The sequence below is a fragment of the Mesorhizobium sp. M7D.F.Ca.US.005.01.1.1 genome (assembly GCF_003952545.1).
GTDB classification, from domain to species: Bacteria; Pseudomonadota; Alphaproteobacteria; order Rhizobiales; family Rhizobiaceae; genus Mesorhizobium; species Mesorhizobium loti.
Genome location: NZ_CP034453.1, coordinates 1,728,691 through 1,748,430, shown reverse-complemented (window position 1 = coordinate 1,748,430; position 19,740 = coordinate 1,728,691). Strand labels below are relative to the sequence as shown.

Genomic DNA, 19,740 nt, shown 5'->3' with positions numbered 1-19,740 from the left:
CTCGGGTGCGACCCGCAAAGCTCGCTTGCGGCGTCGCCAGACAATTGCCACATGGCGAGACATCCTAGGATAGAAGAGGGATTGGAATGCGATGAAGAACGGTGTGGTCATTGTCGGCGCGGGTCATGCGGGCGTGCAAGCGGCTGCCAGTCTGCGCGAGGACGGCTATGACGGGCCGGTGATCCTCGTCGGCGACGAGAACGAGCTGCCATACCACAAGCCGCCGCTGTCGAAGACCTTCATCAAGGATGCCGAGGCCAAACCGCAACCCTTGCGTGGCGAGGCCTTCTACACCGGCAGTGCTATCGACTACCGGCCGGGCGTCAGGATCGATCGCATCGATGCCGGACGCCGCAGCCTGGAGATATCAGGCGGCGGCACACTTGCCTTCGACCATCTGATCCTGGCGACCGGCTCGCGCCCGCGCACCCTGCCGCTGCCCGGCTCCGACCTGTCCGGCGTGCTGTCGTTGCGCTCGCTGGCCGATGCGCGGCTGATCCGCGAGCTCAGCGCACGGAGTGACGAGGTCGTCATCCTTGGCGGCGGCTTCATCGGGCTGGAGATCGCCGCCACGCTGCGGGCCGCCGGCCGCACAGTGACAGTGGTCGAAGCGGTCGACCGGCTGCTCGGCCGCGCCGTGGCGCCGGTCGTGGCGAGCCACGTCCGGCAACGGCTGGAAGCGACAGGCGTGCGCATCCTCACCGGCACCTCGATTGCCAGGCTCGAAGGCGAAAACGGCCATGTGGTGGCTGCGATCACCTCGTCAGGCGAAATTCTGCCGGCGCGTATGGTCATCGTCGGCATCGGCGCCGTGCCGAATGTCGAACTGGCGCAGTCCGCAGGCCTCAGCATCGCCAACGGCATCCGCGTCGATCACCAGATGCGCACTTCGGCTCCTGAAATCCTGGCGATCGGCGATGCTGCCTCTTACCGGCACTGGTTCACCGGCGGCGAGGTGCGGCTGGAATCGGTGCAGAACGCCACCGATCAGGCGCGGCTTGCCGCACGCACCATATCAGGCCATGCCGACGTCTATTCGGCGGTGCCCTGGTTCTGGTCCGATATCGGCGACATGAAGCTGCAGATGGTCGGCCTGACCGCCGGCGGCGACAGCCATGTCGTGCTGGGTGACCTGCCCGACAACAAGTTCTCGATCTACCACTATGCCGGCGACCGGCTGCTCGGCATCGAATCCGTCAACCGCCCTGGCGACCACATGCTTGGCCGCAAGATGCTCGGCGCCGGCTTCTCGCCGACGCCGCAGACGATCGCGGCGGGTCCCGAAGGGCTGAAAGCGGCCTTGGCCGCTTTCCTCGAGAATGAGCCCGCCAGAGCGGCGGGATAATTCCGGCCCTCAGGCCCGGCACCTTACCGATCAGGGGCGCAGACTTCGCGGATCGAGCTTTCCAGGATGTCGAGCGCCTCGTTCATGACGCTGTCCTGGATGGTGATCGGCGCCAGGAAGCGGATGACGTTGCCGTAGACGCCGCAGGTCAAGAGGATCAGGCCCTTGTCGAGTGCTTTCAGCCGGATCGCGTTGGCGATCTCGGCCGACGGCAGGCCCTTCTTGACGTCGTTGAACTCGACCGCGTTCATGAAGCCGAGCCCCCTGATGTCGACGATCTCGGGCACGTCGTCGCGGATCGACTGCAGCCGCTGCTTCAGCCTTGCACCCAGCGTGTTGGCGCGGTCGCACAGCTTTTCCTCGTCGATCACGTCGAGCACAGCGTGGGCGGCGGCGACGCCGATCGGGCTGCCGCCATAGGTGCCGCCGAGCCCGCCGGGGCCGGGCGCATCCATGATTCCGGCGCGGCCGGTGACCGCGGCCAGCGGGAAACCGCCGGCCAGGCTCTTGGCCATGGTGGTGATGTCGGCCGCCACCTCATGGTGATCCATCGCAAACATCTTGCCGGTGCGGGCAAAGCCGGTCTGCACTTCGTCGGCGATCAGAAGCATGCCGTGCTGGTCGCAGAGCTTGCGCAGCGCCGTCAGGAACTCACGCGGAGCGTCATAGAAGCCGCCCTCGCCCTGCACAGGCTCGATGATGATGGCGGCGACGCGGGCCGGGTCGACATCGGCCTTGAACAGCCGGTCGAGTGCCGCCAGCGAATCGGCGACCGAGACACCGTGCAGCGGCACCGGGAACGGCGCGTGGTAGACGTCGCCCGGCATGGCGCCGAAGCCGACCTTGTAAGGCACGACCTTGCCGGTCAGCGCCATGCCCATGAAGGTGCGGCCATGGAAGCCGCCGGCGAAGGCGATGACCGCCGGGCGGCCGGTGGCGTTGCGGGCGATCTTGATGGCGTTCTCGACCGCCTCGGCACCGGTGGTGACGAAGATCGTCTTCTTCTCGAACTTGCCGGGCAGCATGGCGTTCAGCCGCTCGGCCAGCCGCACATAGCTCTCATAGGGCACCACCTGGTGGCAGGTGTGCGTGAAGCGGTCGAGCTGCGCCTTGACCGCCTCGATCACCTTGGGGTGGCGATGACCGGTGTTGACGACGGCGATACCCGACGAGAAATCGATGTAGCGGCGGCCTTCGACATCCCAGATCTCCGAATTTTCAGCCCGGTCGGCATAGATCTGCGTGGTCATGCCGACGCCGCGCGAGATCGACTGGTTCTTGCGTTCGGAAATGGCTGAATTCTTCATGATATCCTCATCGGGCTGGCGCCCGTTCTTGTTTGATGCCGCTGACACGTCTTCTGACCTTATTTCACGTTTTCCTCAAGTCGGCACCACCGGCAGGCGATTGGGCCTGCGATCCCGGCTTAACCAGTCGACCGATACGCGTACGGGGGAGGTTCCCTTTTCCAAGGGATCGATTATCCTCCAGATGTCCGCGGGGCATCGCGATCTGCGAGCGGCCTACGGCTGGGGGAGCCCATGAGCAGAAACGCGACATCGTCCGTCTCGCCGCCATCGGTCAAAACCTCCAGCCTTTTGTCTTTTCCAACCGGCCCAGCGCTTTTCGCCTGCACAGCTGCCCTTCTGCTGACCGGCTGCCAGAAGCAGGAAGCGGCAGCAAAGAAACTGCCCATCATGGTGCGCACCGAAACCGTGGCGACGGCCGACTATGCACCAAGAACCTCGCTGACAGGAGTGATCGCGGCCCGCACGCTGAACAATCTGTCGTTCCGGGTCGGTGGCCGCGTCGCGGAGCGGCTCGTCGATGTCGGCCAGCATGTCGACCCGGGTGCAGTGCTTGCCCGCATCGACCCGCAGGAGCAGGAATCCGATCTGCGCTCCGCACAGGCCGATCTCGACGCAGCACAAGCGCAACTGACCCAGTCCGCCGCTGCCTTCGAGCGGCAGAAGACACTGCTTGCCCAGGGCTTCACCACCCGGCGCGACTATGACGCTGCCGATCAGGCGCTGAAGGTGGCGCAAGGCAGCGTCGATGCCGCGCAAAGTGCATTCACCAATGCTCAGCAAAACCTCTCCTTCACCGAACTCAAGGCGGGGGCCGCGGGCGTGATCACGGCCCGCCAGGTCGAAGCCGGCCAGGTGGTGCAGGCGGCGCAAACCGTCTTCACCGTTGCCGAGGACGGTGATCGCGACGCGGTGTTCAACGTGCAGGAGACTTTGGTTGCCAAGACACCAGCGTCTCCTGCGGTGACGATCACGCTGTTGTCCGATCCGCAAATCAGGGCGACGGGCAAGGTGCGCGAAATCTCACCAGCAGTCGACCCGGCTTCGGGCTCGGTCCGGGTCAAGGTCGCCATTCCCGATACGCCCACCGACATGCCGCTGGGAGCAGCCGTCATCGGCTCGGTCAGCGCCAGGCCGGCGAAGGCGATCCTGCTGCCCTGGCAGGCGCTGACGTCCAGCGCCGGCAAGCCGGCGGTCTGGATCGTCGACCCATCGACCAAGGCAGTGACGGTGATGCCGGTCGAGGTGCTGGCGTTCGGCTCGGGCACGGTCGTGATCGCCAGCGGGCTGAACGAAGGCCAAAGCGTCGTCACCGCAGGTGGACAGTTGCTCAGCCCCGGACAGACGATCGAAATATCGGGAGCTGGCCAATGAGCCGGCTGCCACGCATCCTGCTCGGCGTGCTTATGCTCGGCACGCTCGCGTCCTGCTCGAAGTCCGACGAAAAGCCACCCGAGATCATCCGGCCGGTGCTGTCGGTCGTGGTCGAACCGCGCACCACGCAGACTTTCGGCTTTGCCGGCTCTGTCGAGCCGCGGGTCAGCGCCGATCTTGCCTTCCGCCTGCTTGGCCGGGTCGTCTCGCGCGACGTCAATGTCGGCGACATCGTCAGCAAGGGCACGACGATCGCAGCGCTCGACCCGACCGCGCTGGAGCTGGCCGTCCAAGCGGCCAAGGCCGAGCTCTCCAATGCCGAGGCGCAGTTCGCCAACGCCGCCGCCAGCGAGGAGCGGCAGCGCCAGCTGCTCGCCTCCGCCAACACATCGCAGGCCGTCTTCGATGCCGCGCAGCAGGCAAGGAAAGCGGCGGAAGCCAGTGTCGAACGGGCCAAGGCTTCGCTGGCCAAGTCGCAGGAACAGTTGGGTTACGCTCGCCTGTTTTCGGATTTCGACGGCGTTGTCACCGCCGTCGGTGCCGAAGTTGGCCAGACGGTTTCGCCCGGCCAGACGGTCGTCACCGTGGCGCGCTCGGACCTGCGCGAGGCGGTAGTCGACATTCCCGACCAGTTGACCGGCGACCTCGCGGCCGGCATGCCGTTCCAGGTCATCCTGCAATCGCTGCCGACGATCCAGACAGAGGCGAAACTGCGCGAGATCGCGCCGCAGTCCGAGGGTTCGACCCGCACGCGGCGCGTCAAGCTGACGTTGACCGATCCGCCGCAGGCCTTCAGGCTCGGCTCGACGGTGACGGCGACCCGCATGACCAAGGTTGTGCCGACGATCGAGCTGCCCATGTCGGCGCTGCTCGAAAAGGATGGTTCCGAAAAAGTGTGGATCGTCGACCCGCAGACATCGAGTGTGAGCGCGCGCGACATCAAGGTCGCGTCGAAGAATGGCGGCACGTTCACGGTGGCCGGAGGGCTTGAAGCCGGCATGCGCGTGGTCACGGCGGGCGTCCACAGCCTTAGCGAAGGTCAGAAGGTGAAAGTGCCCGAGGGAGGGGCCTCATGAAGGGCTTCAATCTCTCCGACTGGGCGCTCAACCACCGCTCCCTGGTCTGGTACTTCATGCTGGTCTTCGTCGTGGCCGGCGTGTTCTCCTATCTCAACCTCGGCCGTGAGGAAGACCCGGCCTTCACCATCAAGACGATGATCATCCAAGCCAACTGGCCCGGAGCCTCGGTCAACGAGACGCTGCGTCAGGTGACCGACCGCATCGAGAAGAAGCTCGAGGAGCTCGACAGCCTCGATTACACCAAATCGGTCACCACGGCCGGCCAGACCGTCATCTTCGTCAACCTGAAGGATACCACCAAGGCGCGCGATGTCGTGCCGAACTGGATTCAGGTGCGCAACATGGTCAACGATATCAAGGCGCAGTTCCCGCAAGGCGTGCAGGGACCGTTCTTCAACGATCGCTTCGGTGACGTCTACGGCAACATCTATGCCTTCACGTCGGACGGGCTGACGCCGCGCCAGCTGCGCGACTATGTCGAGGATGTCCGCACAAAAATCCTGACCGTCCCGAATGCCGGCAAGGTGGATCTGGTCGGCGCCCAGGACGAGGCGATCTATCTCGAATTCTCGACCCGCCAGATCGCGGCCCTTGGCCTCAACCAGCAAGCGATTGTCGCCAGCCTGCAGGCGCAGAACGCGATCACGCCGTCTGGTGTCATCCAGTCCGGCCCGGAGCGCATCAGCGTTCGTGTCGGCGGCCAGTTCACCTCCGAGGACAGCCTTCGCGCCATCAATCTGCGCGTCAATGACCGCTTCTTCCGGCTGAGCGATGTCGCCACCATCACCCGCGGCTATGTCGATCCGCCGGCGGCGCTGTTCCGCTTCAACGGCCAGGATGCGATCGGACTCGCCATCGGCATGAAACCCAACGCCAATCTGCTCAAATTCGGCGAGGCGCTGCACCAGGAGATGAACAAGGTGCTGGCCGACCTGCCGGTCGGCGTCGGGGTGCATCTGGTCGCAGACCAGCCGGTCATCGTCGAGGAGGCGGTCTCGGGCTTTACGCGCGCGCTGTTCGAGGCGGTGGCGATCGTGCTCGCGGTGTCCTTCATCAGCCTCGGCATGCGCGCCGGCTTCGTCGTGGCGCTGTCGATCCCGCTGGTGCTGGCCATCACCTTCACCGTCATGGAATATCTCGGGATATCGTTGCAGCGCATTTCGCTCGGCGCGCTGATCATCGCGCTCGGCCTTCTGGTCGACGACGCTATGATCGCGGTCGAGATGATGGTGGCGCGGCTGGAGGTCGGCGACAATCTGCGCAAGGCGGCGACCTATGTCTACACCTCGACCGCCTTCCCGATGCTGACCGGTACGCTGGTGACGGTCGCCGGCTTCATCCCGATCGGCCTCAACAACAGTGCAGCCGGCGAATACACCTTCACCCTGTTCGTCGTCATCGCCGTGTCGCTGCTGGTGTCATGGATCGTGGCGGTGCTGTTCGCGCCGCTGCTTGGCGTCACCATCCTGCCGGCGACGATGAAGACGAAACATCACGACCAGCCTGGCCGCCTCACCTCGCTGTTCAGGCGCGTGCTTGTCGGCTCGGTGCGCCATCACTGGCTGACCATCATCGCCACGGTGCTGTTGTTTGCCGGCTCGATCGCCGGCTTCGGCCTGGTACAGCAGCAGTTCTTTCCACCATCGGACCGGCCGGAGCTGATCGTCGACTGGAACCTGCCGCAGAACTCATCGATCGCCGAGACGCGCGACCAGATGGAGCGGTTCGAGCAGCGGGCGCTGGTCGGCAATCCCGACATCGACCATTTCTCGTCCTATATCGGCCAGGGCGCGGTGCGTTTCGTGCTGGCTTATGACGTGCAGCCGGCCAACCCCTATTTCGGCCAGACCGTCATCGTCACCAAGAGCATCGAAGCTCGCAACCGAGTGAATCCGGCTCTGGAGAAGCTGCTGCGCGAGGAATTCGTCGGCACGGACGCCTTCGTCAAGCCGCTTGAACTCGGACCGCCGGTCGGCCGGCCGGTGCAATATCGTGTCGGCGGTCCCGACATCCAGACGGTGCGCGGGCTGGCGCAGCAATTCGCCGGTATCATTTCCACCAACCCCAAGCTTGCCGCGCCGACCTTCGACTGGAACGAGCCGCAACGCGTGCTGAGGGTCGACGTGCTGCAGGACAAGGCACGCCAGCTTGGCATCACCTCTTCCGACATCGCCAGCGCGCTCAACAGCACCGTCGGCGGCGCTACCATCACGCAAGTGCGTGACGCCACCTACCTGATCAATGTCGTGGCCCGCTCGCGCGGGGCCGAACGCGGCTCGATCGAGACGTTGCAGAACATGCAGCTGCCGACCAGCACCGGCGAGGCCATTCCTCTCGCCGCCGTCGCCAACTTCCGCTACGATCTGGAGCAACCGACAGTGTGGCGGCGCGACCGCATTCCGACGGTCACCGTGCGGGCCGGCCTGGTCGGTGATGTGCTGCCGGCCACGGTCGTCAACGAACTGAAACCATCGGTCGATGCCTTCATCGCCAAGCTGCCGCCGGGCTATTCGATCGAGACCGCCGGCTCGGTCGAGGAAAGCGCCAAAAGCCAGGGACCGATCGCCGCCGTGGTGCCGTTGATGCTGTTCGTCATGGCGACCATCCTGATGGTGCAGTTGCAAAGCTTCCAGCGACTGTTCCTGGTCGTTGCCGTAGCGCCGCTCGGCCTGATCGGCGTGGTGGCGGCCCTGGTGCCCAGCGGCGCGCCGCTGGGCTTCGTCGCCATCCTCGGCGTGCTGGCGCTGATCGGCATCCTGATCCGCAACTCGGTCATCCTGATCGTGCAGATCGAGGATCTGGTCGCCGAGGGCAAGGACCGCTGGGCGGCCGTCATCGAGGCGACGGAACACCGCATGCGGCCGATCGCGCTGACGGCGGCCGCCGCCAGCCTGGCGCTGATCCCGATCGCGCGCGAAGTGTTCTGGGGGCCGATGGCCTACGCCATGATGGGCGGCATCATCGCCGGCACGGCGATTACGCTGCTGTTCCTGCCGGCGCTTTATGTGACGTGGTTCAGGATCAAGGAGCCGAAGCAGGGGCAAGACAACACCGCTCCTGCCAATGATGCTACCATCCCGGAAGGCGGCACGGCCTGAGGGCAGGTTGCGAACAGCGCCGAGTTCCGTCACGCCCCCCTCTGTCCTGCCGGACATCTCCCCCACAAGGGGGGAGATCGGAGCCTTCGGCGCCGCGCTCAACCCTGCAACGGTGGAGATTGGCGAAGGCCGCGATGACTGCCAATCTCCCCACCCGTGGGGGAGATGTCCGGCAGGACAGAGGGGGGCGTGACGGAACTCGGCGTAGAAAGGTCCGCTAAGCTCTCACAAACCCGTCGCTGGCCCGCAACAGATTGCGCGTATAGTCCTTCGTCACGCGGCGCTCGACAAGGTCGGCCGCCGCCAGATTCTCCACCGCCTCGCCGCTTTGCATCACCATCAGCCGTTCGCACATATGGGTGATGATGGCGAGGTCGTGGCTGACCATGAGGAAGGTCAGCTTGCGCCGCCGGCGGATCTCTTCCAGCAGATTGAGCACCTCCGCCTGCACCGAGGCGTCGAGCGCCGAGGTCGGCTCGTCGAGCAGCAGGATCGACGGTTCGAGGATCAAGGCACGCGCGATCGCCACGCGCTGGCGTTGGCCGCCCGACAATTGGTGCGAGTAGCGGAAGCGAAAACCGTTGCCGAGGCCGACCTCGTCGAGCGCCCGCTGGATGCGCTTTTCGCCATCGGCAAAGCCATGGATCGCAAGCGGCTCCTGCAGCAGGCGGTCGACGGTCTGGCGTGGGTGCAGCGAACCGTACGGATCCTGGAAGACCATCTGCACTTCGCGGTAGAAAGCCTTGTCGCGGCGGGTGCCGAGCGTCTTGCCATTGACGGTGATGCTGCCCGATGCGACCGGCGCGAGGCCGGCGATGGCCCTGAGCAGCGTCGATTTGCCGGAGCCGGATTCGCCGACCAGGCCGAAAGATTCGCCCGGCTGCACGTCGAGGCTGACGCCCTTCAGCGCGCGAAAACGGTCGAAGATCACTTCCAGCCTGTCGACGGCAATCGCAGAAGTCATGCCGCCCACTCCGGCTTGCGATCGAGCACCGGCAGCGGGTGACGGTCGGCGCCGATCTTGGGCATGCAGTTGAGCAGGCCGCGCGTGTAGGGATGCCGGGCGCGGCCGAGTTCGGAGGCCTTGAGCTGCTCGACCACCTTGCCGGCATACATGACGATGACGCGGTCGCAGAAGGACGAGACCAGGCGCAGATCGTGCGAGATGAAGATCAGCCCCATGCCGCGCTCGCTGACCAGCCGGTCGAGGATGCCGAGCACGTCGAGCTGCACGGTGACATCGAGCGCCGAGGTCGGCTCGTCGGCAATCATCATTTCCGGTCCTGCGATCAGCATCATGGCGATCATGGCGCGCTGGCCCATGCCGCCCGACACTTCATGGGGATGCAGGTCGAAGACGCGGGCCGGGTCACGGATCTGCACCGCCTCCAGCATTGCCAGCGCGCGGTCGCGCGCCTCGGCTTTGCCGACCTTTTCATGGGTGCGCAGAGTCTCGACGATCTGGCGGCCGATGCTCATTACAGGGTCGAGCGAGTATTTCGGATCCTGCAGGATCATGGCGATGCGTTTGCCGCGCAGCTTCCGGCGTTCGCGTGGCGATGCGGCCAGCAGGTCGATGCCGTCGAAGGCGAGCTTGTTGGCCGATATCCGCGCCTGCGGCGGCGTCAGGCCCATGATGGCGCGGCCGGTCTGCGATTTGCCGGAGCCGGATTCGCCGACGATGCCGAGCCGTTCGCGGCCGAGCGAGAAGGAGACGCCGCGCACCGCCTCGATCAACCCGGTGCGGGTCGGGAAACTGACGCGCAGATCGTCGACGTCGAGCAGCGTGCTCATTGATCGCTGCTGATTGGGGTCACCACTCATTGATCACCACTCCGGGGATCGAGCGCGTCGCGCAGTCCGTCGCCAAGCAGATTGAAGCCGAGGCTGACGATCAGGATGGCGAAGCCCGGCGCACCGGCCACCCACCATTGGTCGAGCACGAAGCGACGCCCCGAAGCGATCATGGTGCCCCATTCCGGCAGCGGAGGCTGCGCGCCAAGACCGAGGAAACCGAGGCCCGCGGCGGTGAGGATGATGCCGGCCATGTCGAGCGTCACCCGGATGATCAGCGAGGAGATGCACAGCGGCATGATGTGGCGCAGCACGATGCGGAAGGGCGAGGCGCCCATCAGTTGCACCGCCTTGATGTAATCGGAATTGCGCACCGTCAGCGTCTCGGCGCGTGCGATGCGGGCGTAAGGCGGCCATGAGGTGATGGCGATGGCCAGCACCGCATTCTCGATGCCGGGCCCGAGCGCTGCGACAAAAGCCAGCGCCAGGATCAGCTTGGGGAAGGCGAGGAAGATGTCAGTGATGCGCATCAGGACGGCATCGGTCCAGCCACCGGCATAACCGGCGACGGTGCCGACCAGAAGGCCGATGGGTGCGGCGATGATGGCAACCAGGATGACCACATAGAGCGTCCAGCGCGAGCCGTAGAGGATGCGCGACAGGATATCGCGGCCGAGGTCATCGGTGCCGAACCAATGCTCCGCGCTCGGCGCCAGCAGGCGCGACCCCTTGAGGTCTCCGAATGTCGGCGAATAGGGCGCCAGCACGCCGGCAAGGGCGGCGACGACCAGCAGGGCAATGATGATGAGCAGGCCGAGAAACGCCAGCCGGTTCGCGGAAAATCGCCGCCACGCCACATAGGCGCGGCCGAGCCTCGCCTGGGTACGCGACGCCGGCCGCTCGCTGAGCAGCCAGTCGCGACGGCTCTGGATGGTCTCGACGCTCATGCGGACTTCGTCCTCGGATCGAGAACGCGATAGAGCAGGTCGGAGAGAAGGTTGATGGCGATGAAGACCGAGCCGATGACGATGGTGCCGCCGAGCACGGCATTCATGTCGGCGTTCTGCAGCGAATTGGTGATGTAAAGGCCGATGCCCGGCCACGAGAAGACGGTTTCGGTGAGCACCGAGCCTTCGAGCAGCCCGGCATAGGAGAGCGCGATCACCGTCACCATCGGCACCGCGGCGTTGCGCAGTGCGTGGCCCCAGATGATGCGAGTTTCCGACAGGCCCTTGGCGCGCGCCGCGACGATGTATTCCTGCGACAGTTCGTTCAGCATGAACGAGCGCGTCATGCGGCTGATATAGGCGAGTGAAAAATAGCCGAGCAGCGAGGCCGGCAGGATAATGTGGCGGAAGGCGTCGTAGAAAACATCCCACTGCCCCTGCCATAGGGAATCCAGGAGATAGAAGCCGGTGATTGGCGTGAAGGTGTATTCGTAGACGACATCGAGCCGCGCCGGGAAAGCGACCCATTGCAGCTTGGCGTAGAACAGCACCAGCGCCAGCAGGCCGAGCCAGAAGATCGGCACGGAATAGCCGATCAGCCCGATGACGCGCACGATCTGGTCGATGAGGCTGCCGCGCTTGACCGCCGCCAGCACGCCAAGCGGCACGCCGAACAGCGCGCCGATCAGCGTTCCCAGCGTCGCCAGTTCCGTGGTGGCCGGAAGCGCGCGGCGAATGTCGGTCATGACCGGATTGGTGGTCAGCACCGAGGTGCCGAAATTACCGTTCAGGGCATTTTTCACATAGATGTAGAACTGCTCGACCAGCGGCAGGTCAAGACCCATCTCGCGGCGCGTGCGCTCGACGACATTGGCCGGCGCCCGGTCGCCGAGCACCGCCAGCACCGGGTCGATCGGGATGACACGGCCGATGAAGAAGGTGACCGCGAGCAGACCCAGATAGGTCGTGATCGCGATGACCAGGAAACGGCCAAGCGATGATGCAATGGCGACGGCGCGGGCGCTGCCGCGCCCCGCCGCCACTTCTTTTTCAACCGCGCTCATGCGGCGTGTCCGCGAACACTATTCCTTGGACACCGGCCCGACGAAATTGCTGTCGAAGCTCGGGCCGAGCGCAAAACCCTTGAGGTTCTTGCGCAGGCCGGCGACTTCCAGCTGCTGGTGGATGACGACAAAGGGGCTGGTGTCGAGGATCTTCTTCTCAAGGTCCTTGTACATATCGGCGCGCTTGCCCGCATCCTTCTCGAGCAGCGCCGCTTCCGTCTGTTTGGTCAGATCCGGAATGTCCCAGGCGTTGCGCCAGGCCAGCGTCTTGGTCTTGGCTGCATCCGAATTGTCCGGGTTCGAGGCAAAGGTCTGGGCATTGGAGTTCGGATCGAAATAGTCCTGGCCCCACTGGCCGATATAGATGTCGTGGTTGCGGGCGCGGTATTTGGTCAGCGTCTGCTTGCCGTCGCCGGGGATGATCTCGAGCTTGATGCCGGCCTGACCGAGCGTCTGCTGTATCGATTCGGCCATGCCGGTCGTCGGCTGGCCGGTGCGTACGTCCATGGTTACGCTGAAGCCGTCGGCCAGACCCGCCTTGGCCAGCAATTCCTTGGCCTTGGCGACGTCGAGCTTGAACGGATTCTCGTCGAGCTCACCGAGCACGCCTTTGGGCAGGAAGGTCTGGTGAATTTCGCCGATACCCTTGAGGATGGTCGAGCTCAAGGCATCATAGTCGACCAGATATTTGAACGCCTGGCGCACCTCCGGCTTGGCGAGGTTCGCGTTCTTCTGGTTGAGGCTGATGTAATAGACCGTGCCCTTCGGCGCGCTGGTGGTGGTGAGGTCGGCGTTCTTGGCGATGGCGTCGAGATCGTTCGGCTCGAGATTGCGGGCAACGTCGATGTCGCCGGCTTCGAGCGCCAGGCGCTGGCCCGAGCTTTCCTTCATGTTGCGATAGATGACGCGGGCAAGCTTGGCCTTTTCGCCATAGTAATTGTCATTGCGCTCGAGAACGACGGCCTCGTTGGCCCGCCATTCGCGCAGCTTGTAGACGCCGGAGCCGGCATAGCCGGTCTTCAGCCAGGCGTTGCCGAAATCATTGTCCCATTTGTAGTCGGCACTTGGCGTTACCGCCGCGACATGTTCCTTGACCACCTTGGCGTCGACCACCGAAGCGACCGTTGCCGAGAGGCAGTTCAGCACAAAGCTCGGCGCATAGGCCTTGTCTACGGTGAACTGGAAGGTGCCGTCGTCGACAGCCTTGGCCTTTTCGGTGACGTTGTCGCCGCTGATGCCGAACTGGCCGATGATGAAGGCCGGGCTCTTGTCCAGCTTGATGACGCGCTCGAACGACCAGGCGACGTCGGCCGCGGTGATCGGATTGCCGGAAGCGAATTTGAGGCCGGGCTTGAGCTTGAAGGTGTAGGTCAGGCCGTCGTCGGAGACGGTCCAGCTTTCGGCGAGGTCGCCTTTGACCTTGGAGGTGTCGCTGAGGTCGAGACGGACCAGCAGATCATAGGTGTTGCCGGTGACTTCGGCGGTCGACAGCTCGAACGCCTCGCCCGGATCCATGGAGATGATGTCGTCGATCGCGAAACCTTCAACCAGCGTGTCGGCGGGCGTGACGGCGCCGGCTGGTGCGCCGGCCAGAAGCAGCGCGGACATGGCTGCACCCGCGAGCAAGAAGCGGGAGCGTAGAGCAAACTTTTCCATCATCATTGTGATTGTTCCCTGTTTTGTTGATCCCTGAGTTCCCGGCTCAGGATTGCAGTATTCTTTCGAGGCCGGCAATGGCCCTCTGCCCACTTACCGTCGTGGTTTTTGTCCAGTTGGTCAACACCATATCCGGCGGCTTGCAAGCCGGCAACGAGCATTTGCGAGACGGCGTATTGGACCAGAATGGGCGGTGGCGTGTCGATGCATGCGCCGGCTAATCGATGCCGCCAATCGGGAAAAATCTGCTAATTTCGCGGCTACTTCAGCACCGAGACCAGGTCGGCGTCAGGGAAGCAGGTAGCGGCCCGGCCGTCCTTGGCTTGCCATTTGCCGATCGAACGGCGGGTCTTGAAGCCGGGCAGGCCATCGGCGCTGCCGACATCATAGCCCTTGGCTTCCAGCGCCCGCTGCAGGGCGGCGATGTCCGAACGGTGGAGCCCGCCGACCGCGCCCCAGCTGCCGGCAAAATTGCTATCGCCATGGGCGATGCGATCGGCGCCATGGCCGATGAACAGCGCGTAGAGGTCGCTGGTGTTGTATTCCTTCAGCACGTAGAAATTCGGCGTGGCGATAAAGGCCGGGCCGCTGCGCCCGGCCGGCATCAGCAGAAACCCCTCGGCCTTCAGCTCACTGGCTGGAAACGGTTTTCCGCCAATACGCTTGATGCCCATTGCCGCCCATTCGGAGATTTTCTTGCCCTGGTCCGGACCTTCCAGCGCGCAGGAAACCGTCTCCGGCACGGTCACCTCGAAACCCCAGCCGCGGCCCTTCACCCAGCCATAATGGACGAGATAGTTGGCGATCGAGGCCAGCACGTCCGGCGTCGAGTTCCAGATGTCGACACGGCCATCGCCGTCGAAATCGACGGCATGTTTCAGGAACGATGTCGGCATGAATTGTGGCTGGCCGAGCGCGCCGGCCCAGGACGATTTCATCGCGCCGACAGGGGCCAGCCCGCGCTCGACGATCTCGAGTGCCGCAAGCAGTTCGGTGCGGAAGAAATCCTTCTTGGTCGACATGAACGCCTTGGTGCCCAGCACCTCGAAAGCGTCGTAAGGCATCTTCGCCGCGCCGAAGCCGGTCTCGCGGCCCCAGATCGCCAGCAGCACTTCGCCCGGCACACCATAGCGCTTTTCGATGGCCGAAAGTGTCCTGGCATTGGTGACTTCACGCGCGCGTCCGCCTGCCGTTACCGCGCCAACCGTCTTCTCGGCGAAATAGGCGCCGGGCGAGCCGAATTCGGCCTGGTGCTGTTTCTGCGGCGTGGTCGCCTTCTCGCCCGGCTTGACCAGGTCGGGCAGCTTCAGATTGGGCTTGATGCCGTCGAAGGCGGCATCGAAGGTTTTTTTGGAAATGCCTTTCGCCTTGGCTTGCGGCCAGAGGTCGTTTTGCAGCCAGGCGCGGAACTGATCGTCGATCATTGCAGCGGAGGCGGGAGCGGCCCAAACCATCGCCGCAAAGACGAGGCAGGCAAAGACGAGGGCGGATTTCATAAAAGCAGGAATCATTTGCTTCTCCTGCCGGCCAATTGCGTCAAAACGCCGTCCGCGAGCGTAGCGCCGCGGCCAGCGTGCCTTCGTCGAGATAGTCGAGTTCACCGCCGACCGGCACGCCATGCGCAAGGCGCGTCACCTTGATGTCGAAGCCGGACAACTGGTCGGTGAGGTAATGCGCGGTCGTCTGGCCCTCCACCGTTGCGTTGACGGCAAGGATGATCTCCTTGACCTCGCCACCGGCGACGCGATCGACCAGTGAGCTCATGTTGAGCTGATCGGGGCCGATGCCGTCGAGCGGCGACAGCGTGCCGCCGAGCACGTGGTAGCGCACATTCATCGCCGCCGCGCGCTCCAGCGCCCACAGGTCCGAGACGTCCTCGACGACGATGATGGTGCCGGCATCACGGCGCGGATCGGTGCAGATCATGCAAGGGTCCGATGTATCGACATTGCCGCAGGTCGAGCAGATGCGCACCTTGTCGGCCGCCTCGGCCATGGCGGCGGCCAGCGGCGACAGCAGCTGTTCCTTCTTCTTGATCAGATGCAGGGCGGCGCGCCTGGCCGAACGGGGACCCAACCCCGGCACCTTGGCCAGGAGCTGGATCAGGCGTTCGATCTCGGGACCGGCGATTCGCTTGGACATCGCTCTGATCTAGGATTTTTCAGCGCGCTTTGAAACAGCCCAGCACTGGATCCGCCATGTTGAATTGGCGGACCCTATGGAGTGCGATTCGTTCAGTTGGCTTCGAGCGGCCGGCCCTGGCTGACAATCATCGCGCCGATGGCGTCGGTGTTCTCAGGCGTCGACTGGAATCCCATCGACGCCTCTTGCGGCGCGTCCTCAACCGAGGAGATGACCCTTGTCCTTGCGTTCAAGGTTCCGCCAAAACGAGCGGCATCCGGTTCCTCCATCGGCTCCTGCATCGCCACCACCGTCGGCTCCTCCGAGACACGCGCGGATTTCGCGGTCGGCGCGGCGGCCGCGGTCACATAGGTCTGTTGGGCAGGAGCGGATCGAACGGTTGTCGTCTTGGCCGGATGTGCCGGCTCGGCGGATGCGACCAGCGTCACCGGTGCGGCTGGCTTCTCCGGTGCCGCCGAGGCAATGGCGACCTGTGGCTCATCCGGCAGCGGCTGCCAGTTGCGGCCGCGCTTCTCATAGAAGGCATTGCCGCCGGCAACCATGGTGTAGTGCATGTTCTTGTAGGGGAAGCGCAGCCCGGCGGTGTGGAAATACATGGTGTTCTTGAGCTTGGCCTTGCGCTCGCCCTTGAGCACGGCATCGGCGGCTTCCTCGACATCGGGCATCGCCCGCGAATTCATCGACCTGGTCATGACGCCGGGCGCGAACTGCCCGGGCTCGCCCACCACCTGGCAGATGGTGCTGCCGTGGTTGCCGGAGCGCAGCCGGTTCATCACCACCGTGCCGACAGCGACCATGCCATCACGGCTTGAGCGGTTGGACTCGAAGAACATCGCCCGTTCCAGGCATTCCTTGTCCTTCGGCGTATGGCTGTAGGCCCGCGAGCTCAGGAAACTCGGCGTGATGGCGTCGGTCAGGCTGGCGACGGACATGCCGTGCGAAGTGGTCTGGCTGCAGGCAGCCAAAAACAGGGGTGAAATGACGGCGCCGAGCAACAACGGCGTCTTCCATCGCGTGGAAATCAACAGGTAACCCTCTCACTTCGTGCCCGCCCCCAGGCTGCGGCAAGAATGAGACACTTTCGGGCAAAATGATGGCCAAAACGTTATTAACAACGCACTGTTGCCAAATTGGCACAATTTCGTGGCTTTCCAGATAGATCGAGCCATCATTTCACAAAAGCGATGACCGCTCTCTCTTTGTTTCGCCGCAATTGCCCAGGGAAAGCGCGACACGCTTTTCCCGGGAAAACCGCGTCACGTCTTTCCTGGAACCGGTCTATCGCCCGGCCGCAATCGCGGCCGGCTGGCCAGGCTCAAGCTCCTCAACCTTCTCCGAAAACAGGCCGCGCCGGAGGAACAGCGTCCGCGCGTCCCTGGCCGTCGGCGCGATCTTTGCCGGCCAGTCGCTTTCGATGAACTCGGCCTTGGTGAAGTCCGGGTTTGTCTCGCTTGCAGCTTCCAGGAATTCGGCGATCTCCAGCACGATGGCGCGCTCGTCCTTCGAAAGCGCCGATATGCCGGCTTCGATCGACGGGCGATGGACGAAATCCTCGAACAGATTGAAGTACCCCTTGATGCCGACGAGATCGACGCCGTCGTCGCAATCGGCCAGGATTTCCAGGATCTCGTAGATCCTGTTGCGAATACGCTGCTCGATCAATCTTTCGGAAGGGTCATCGGTCATGGCCGTGCCGAATGCTAGAAGGGCAGTTTCATACCCGGCGGGATCGGCAGGCCAGCGGTCAGCGCCTTGGTCTTTTCCTGCATGACCTGCTCGACCTTGGTCTTGGCGTCATTGTGGGCGGCGAGCACGAGGTCTTCCAATATCTCGACATCGTCCTCCTTGAACAAGGAGGGATCGATCTTCAGCGACTTCATCTCGAATTTTCCGGTCAGCGTCACGTTGACCAGGCCGCCGCCGGCTTGGCCGGACGCTTCCAGCGTCGCGATCTCGTCCTGCATGGCCTGGAACTTGGCCTGCATTTCCTTCGCCTTGCCCATCAAGCCGAGAAGATCTTTCATGGTCGGGTCCTTTGCGGATTCGTGGCTGGATCAGGTTTCGTCGTCGTCAGCCGGCGGCTCGACCGGCACTTCGGCCTCGGCCGTTTCGGCTTCCGGCGCGTCTGGAATGCGCACGTCGATGATCTTGGCACCGGGAAAGCGGGCCAGGATGGCGGCCACCGTCGGGTCGCTCTTGGCATCGAGGAAGGCGTTCTCGCGCTTGGCCGATTCCATCTCGGCAAGCGTCTGGCCACCCTCTTCCTTCGACAGCGAGACCAGCCAACTGCGGCCGGTCCAGGCGCGCAACTTTGTCGTCAGGTCGTTGAGCAGCATCTTGGGCGCGTCGCTGGTCAGGCCGACGTCGATCCGGCCGGGCTCGATGCGCACGAGGCGGATATAGCTCTTGACCTGCACCTTGAAGGCGATGTCGCGCTGCGCATCAGCCAGGGCAATGATGTCGGCCAGCGATTTCAGCGGTGCCGATTGCGTCTCCACGACGGGTTCCGGCGGAGCGACGAAGGCAACGGGGGCGGGCGTGGTCTCCACAAGCCGCATGGTCTGTGCGCCGCCCGACCCGGCAGGCATGCGGGTCTGCGCCACCGCGCTGGCGCCACCGCCATTGCCGGAACCTGCGGGCGCACCATTCGGGCGCGGCGCACCATTTTGCACCGGTGCTGCGCCCTCAAGCGATCTCAACGCCTCGTCCAGCGTCGGCAGGTCGGCGGCGTGCGCCAGCCTGATCAGCACCATTTCGGCTGCACTCACCGGCCGGTTGGAGGACTGCACCTCGGGAATGCCCTTGAGCAGCATCTGCCATGTCCGCGACAGCACACGGACCGACAGCGTCCTGGCGAATTCCGCGCCGCGTTGCCGCTCGTCCTCGGAGAGCGAGGCATCCTCGATGGCCGTCGGCACGAAACGCAGCCTGGTGACGAGATGGTTGAATTCGGCCAGATCGGTCAGCACGGCAGCCGGATCGGCACCGGTATCGTACTGCGCGCGGAATTCGCCAAGGGCCGCCGCCACATCGCCCTTCATCACATGTTCGAACAGGTCGACGATGCGGGCGCGGTCGGCGAGCCCCAGCATCGCCCGAACCGCATCGGCGCTGACGGAGCCGGCGCCATGGGCAATCGCCTGATCGAGGATGGAGAGCGAATCACGGGCCGAGCCTTCGGCGGCGCGCGCGATCATCGCCAGCGCGTCGTCGTCGACCGAAATGCCTTCCTTGGCCGAGATCGAAGCGAGATGCGCGACCAGCGCGCCGGCGTCGATGCGTCTTAGGTCAAAGCGCTGGCAGCGCGACAGGACGGTGATCGGAACCTTGCGGATTTCGGTGGTGGCGAAGACGAATTTGACGTGCGGCGGCGGCTCTTCAAGCGTCTTCAGCAGGCCGTTGAAGGCCTGCGTCGACAGCATGTGCACTTCGTCGATGATGTAAACCTTGTAGCGGGCCGAGACCGGCGCGTAGCGCACGCGCTCGATGATGTCCCTGATGTCGTCGATGCCGGTGTGCGAGGCGGCATCCATCTCGATGACGTCGACATGGCGGCCTTCCATGATCGCCTGGCAATGCTCGCCGAGCACGGCAAGGTCGACCGACGGCTGGTCGACGGTGGCGGTTTTATAGTTCAGGGCCCGTGCGAGTATGCGCGCCGTCGTGGTCTTGCCGACGCCGCGCACGCCGGTCAGCATCCAGGCCTGGGCGATGCGGCCGGTGGCAAAGGCATTGGTGAGGGTGCGCACCGTCGGCTCCTGGCCGACCAGTTCGGAGAAGTTCGAGGGACGATACTTGCGCGCCAGAACACGATAGGCGGCGGCCTTGCCTATCTCCAGGCTTTTTGGTCCCGAATTTCCGGCTTCGCTCATTCGCCCGTAAGCTCCAAATGGCCACACCCGAAGGCGGCCGATTCCTGCGCATAGTCTCGCCC

The 19,740-nt window shown here is 64.3% G+C and carries 16 protein-coding genes; 4 read left to right on the top strand and 12 right to left on the bottom strand.

Annotated features, from left to right (window positions below):
- Positions 1-91 precede the first annotated feature (91 nt).
- Positions 92-1,345, top strand: coding sequence for an FAD-dependent oxidoreductase (locus EJ076_RS08380; RefSeq protein WP_126067575.1), 1,254 nt, complete (start codon positions 92-94; stop codon positions 1,343-1,345).
- Positions 1,346-1,368: 23 nt separating this feature from the next.
- Here the strand turns inward: EJ076_RS08380 and EJ076_RS08375 are convergent, their stop codons facing one another.
- Positions 1,369-2,652: a 4-aminobutyrate--2-oxoglutarate transaminase gene (locus EJ076_RS08375; protein ID WP_126067574.1), complete on the bottom strand. Its 1,284-nt coding sequence runs from the start codon at positions 2,650-2,652 to the stop codon at positions 1,369-1,371.
- A 234-nt stretch (positions 2,653-2,886) separates the two neighbouring features.
- Here EJ076_RS08375 and EJ076_RS08370 point away from each other — a divergent pair, with 234 nt between their 5' ends.
- Genes EJ076_RS08370 through EJ076_RS08360 form a run of 3 tightly spaced genes read left to right on the top strand, consistent with a single transcriptional unit; the run spans position 2,887 to position 8,203 of the window.
- Positions 2,887-4,026: an efflux RND transporter periplasmic adaptor subunit gene (locus EJ076_RS08370; RefSeq protein WP_126067573.1), complete on the top strand. Its 1,140-nt coding sequence runs from the start codon at positions 2,887-2,889 to the stop codon at positions 4,024-4,026.
- On the top strand, positions 4,023-5,102 hold the full coding sequence (locus tag EJ076_RS08365) for an efflux RND transporter periplasmic adaptor subunit (protein ID WP_126067572.1): 1,080 nt from the start codon (positions 4,023-4,025) through the stop codon (positions 5,100-5,102). Before EJ076_RS08370 ends, EJ076_RS08365 begins: the two co-directional genes overlap by 4 nt.
- The gene (locus EJ076_RS08360; protein ID WP_126067571.1) at positions 5,099-8,203 is read left to right on the top strand and encodes an efflux RND transporter permease subunit; all 3,105 of its coding nucleotides are present in this window, start codon (positions 5,099-5,101) and stop codon (positions 8,201-8,203) included. Before EJ076_RS08365 ends, EJ076_RS08360 begins: the two co-directional genes overlap by 4 nt.
- 217 nt (positions 8,204-8,420) lie before the next feature.
- Here the strand turns inward: EJ076_RS08360 and EJ076_RS08355 are convergent, their stop codons facing one another.
- From EJ076_RS08355 to EJ076_RS08305, 11 genes are all read right to left on the bottom strand, one after another.
- Positions 8,421-9,167 (bottom strand): ABC transporter ATP-binding protein, encoded by a 747-nt coding sequence (locus tag EJ076_RS08355; protein WP_126067570.1) that lies wholly within the window; start codon positions 9,165-9,167, stop codon positions 8,421-8,423.
- Positions 9,164-9,997: an ABC transporter ATP-binding protein gene (locus EJ076_RS08350; protein ID WP_126067569.1), complete on the bottom strand. Its 834-nt coding sequence runs from the start codon at positions 9,995-9,997 to the stop codon at positions 9,164-9,166. The genes EJ076_RS08355 and EJ076_RS08350 overlap by 4 nt, the downstream gene beginning before the upstream one ends.
- 26 nt (positions 9,998-10,023) lie before the next feature.
- Positions 10,024-10,944, bottom strand: coding sequence for a nickel transporter permease (nikC, locus tag EJ076_RS08345; RefSeq protein ID WP_126067568.1), 921 nt, complete (start codon positions 10,942-10,944; stop codon positions 10,024-10,026).
- Positions 10,941-12,008 (bottom strand): ABC transporter permease, encoded by a 1,068-nt coding sequence (locus EJ076_RS08340; protein ID WP_126067567.1) that lies wholly within the window; start codon positions 12,006-12,008, stop codon positions 10,941-10,943. The genes nikC and EJ076_RS08340 overlap by 4 nt, the downstream gene beginning before the upstream one ends.
- 18 nt (positions 12,009-12,026) lie before the next feature.
- Positions 12,027-13,670, bottom strand: coding sequence for an ABC transporter substrate-binding protein (locus EJ076_RS08335; RefSeq protein ID WP_126067566.1), 1,644 nt, complete (start codon positions 13,668-13,670; stop codon positions 12,027-12,029).
- A gap of 254 nt (positions 13,671-13,924) precedes the next feature.
- Positions 13,925-15,118, bottom strand: a complete 1,194-nt coding sequence (locus EJ076_RS08330; protein WP_245463072.1) for a lytic murein transglycosylase — start codon at positions 15,116-15,118, stop codon at positions 13,925-13,927.
- A gap of 82 nt (positions 15,119-15,200) precedes the next feature.
- Positions 15,201-15,806: a recombination mediator RecR gene (gene recR / locus EJ076_RS08325; protein WP_126067565.1), complete on the bottom strand. Its 606-nt coding sequence runs from the start codon at positions 15,804-15,806 to the stop codon at positions 15,201-15,203.
- Positions 15,807-15,898: 92 nt separating this feature from the next.
- Positions 15,899-16,831, bottom strand: coding sequence for a cell wall hydrolase (locus tag EJ076_RS08320; RefSeq protein WP_109666304.1), 933 nt, complete (start codon positions 16,829-16,831; stop codon positions 15,899-15,901).
- Between the two features lie 253 nt (positions 16,832-17,084).
- Positions 17,085-17,492 carry a hypothetical protein gene (locus tag EJ076_RS08315; protein ID WP_109666302.1) on the bottom strand — a complete coding sequence of 136 codons (408 nt, stop codon included), beginning with the start codon at positions 17,490-17,492 and terminating at the stop codon, positions 17,085-17,087.
- A 14-nt stretch (positions 17,493-17,506) separates the two neighbouring features.
- Positions 17,507-17,830, bottom strand: coding sequence for a YbaB/EbfC family nucleoid-associated protein (locus EJ076_RS08310; RefSeq protein ID WP_126067564.1), 324 nt, complete (start codon positions 17,828-17,830; stop codon positions 17,507-17,509).
- Positions 17,831-17,860: 30 nt separating this feature from the next.
- Positions 17,861-19,678 (bottom strand): DNA polymerase III subunit gamma/tau, encoded by a 1,818-nt coding sequence (locus tag EJ076_RS08305; protein WP_126067563.1) that lies wholly within the window; start codon positions 19,676-19,678, stop codon positions 17,861-17,863.
- Positions 19,679-19,740: the final 62 nt, after the last annotated feature.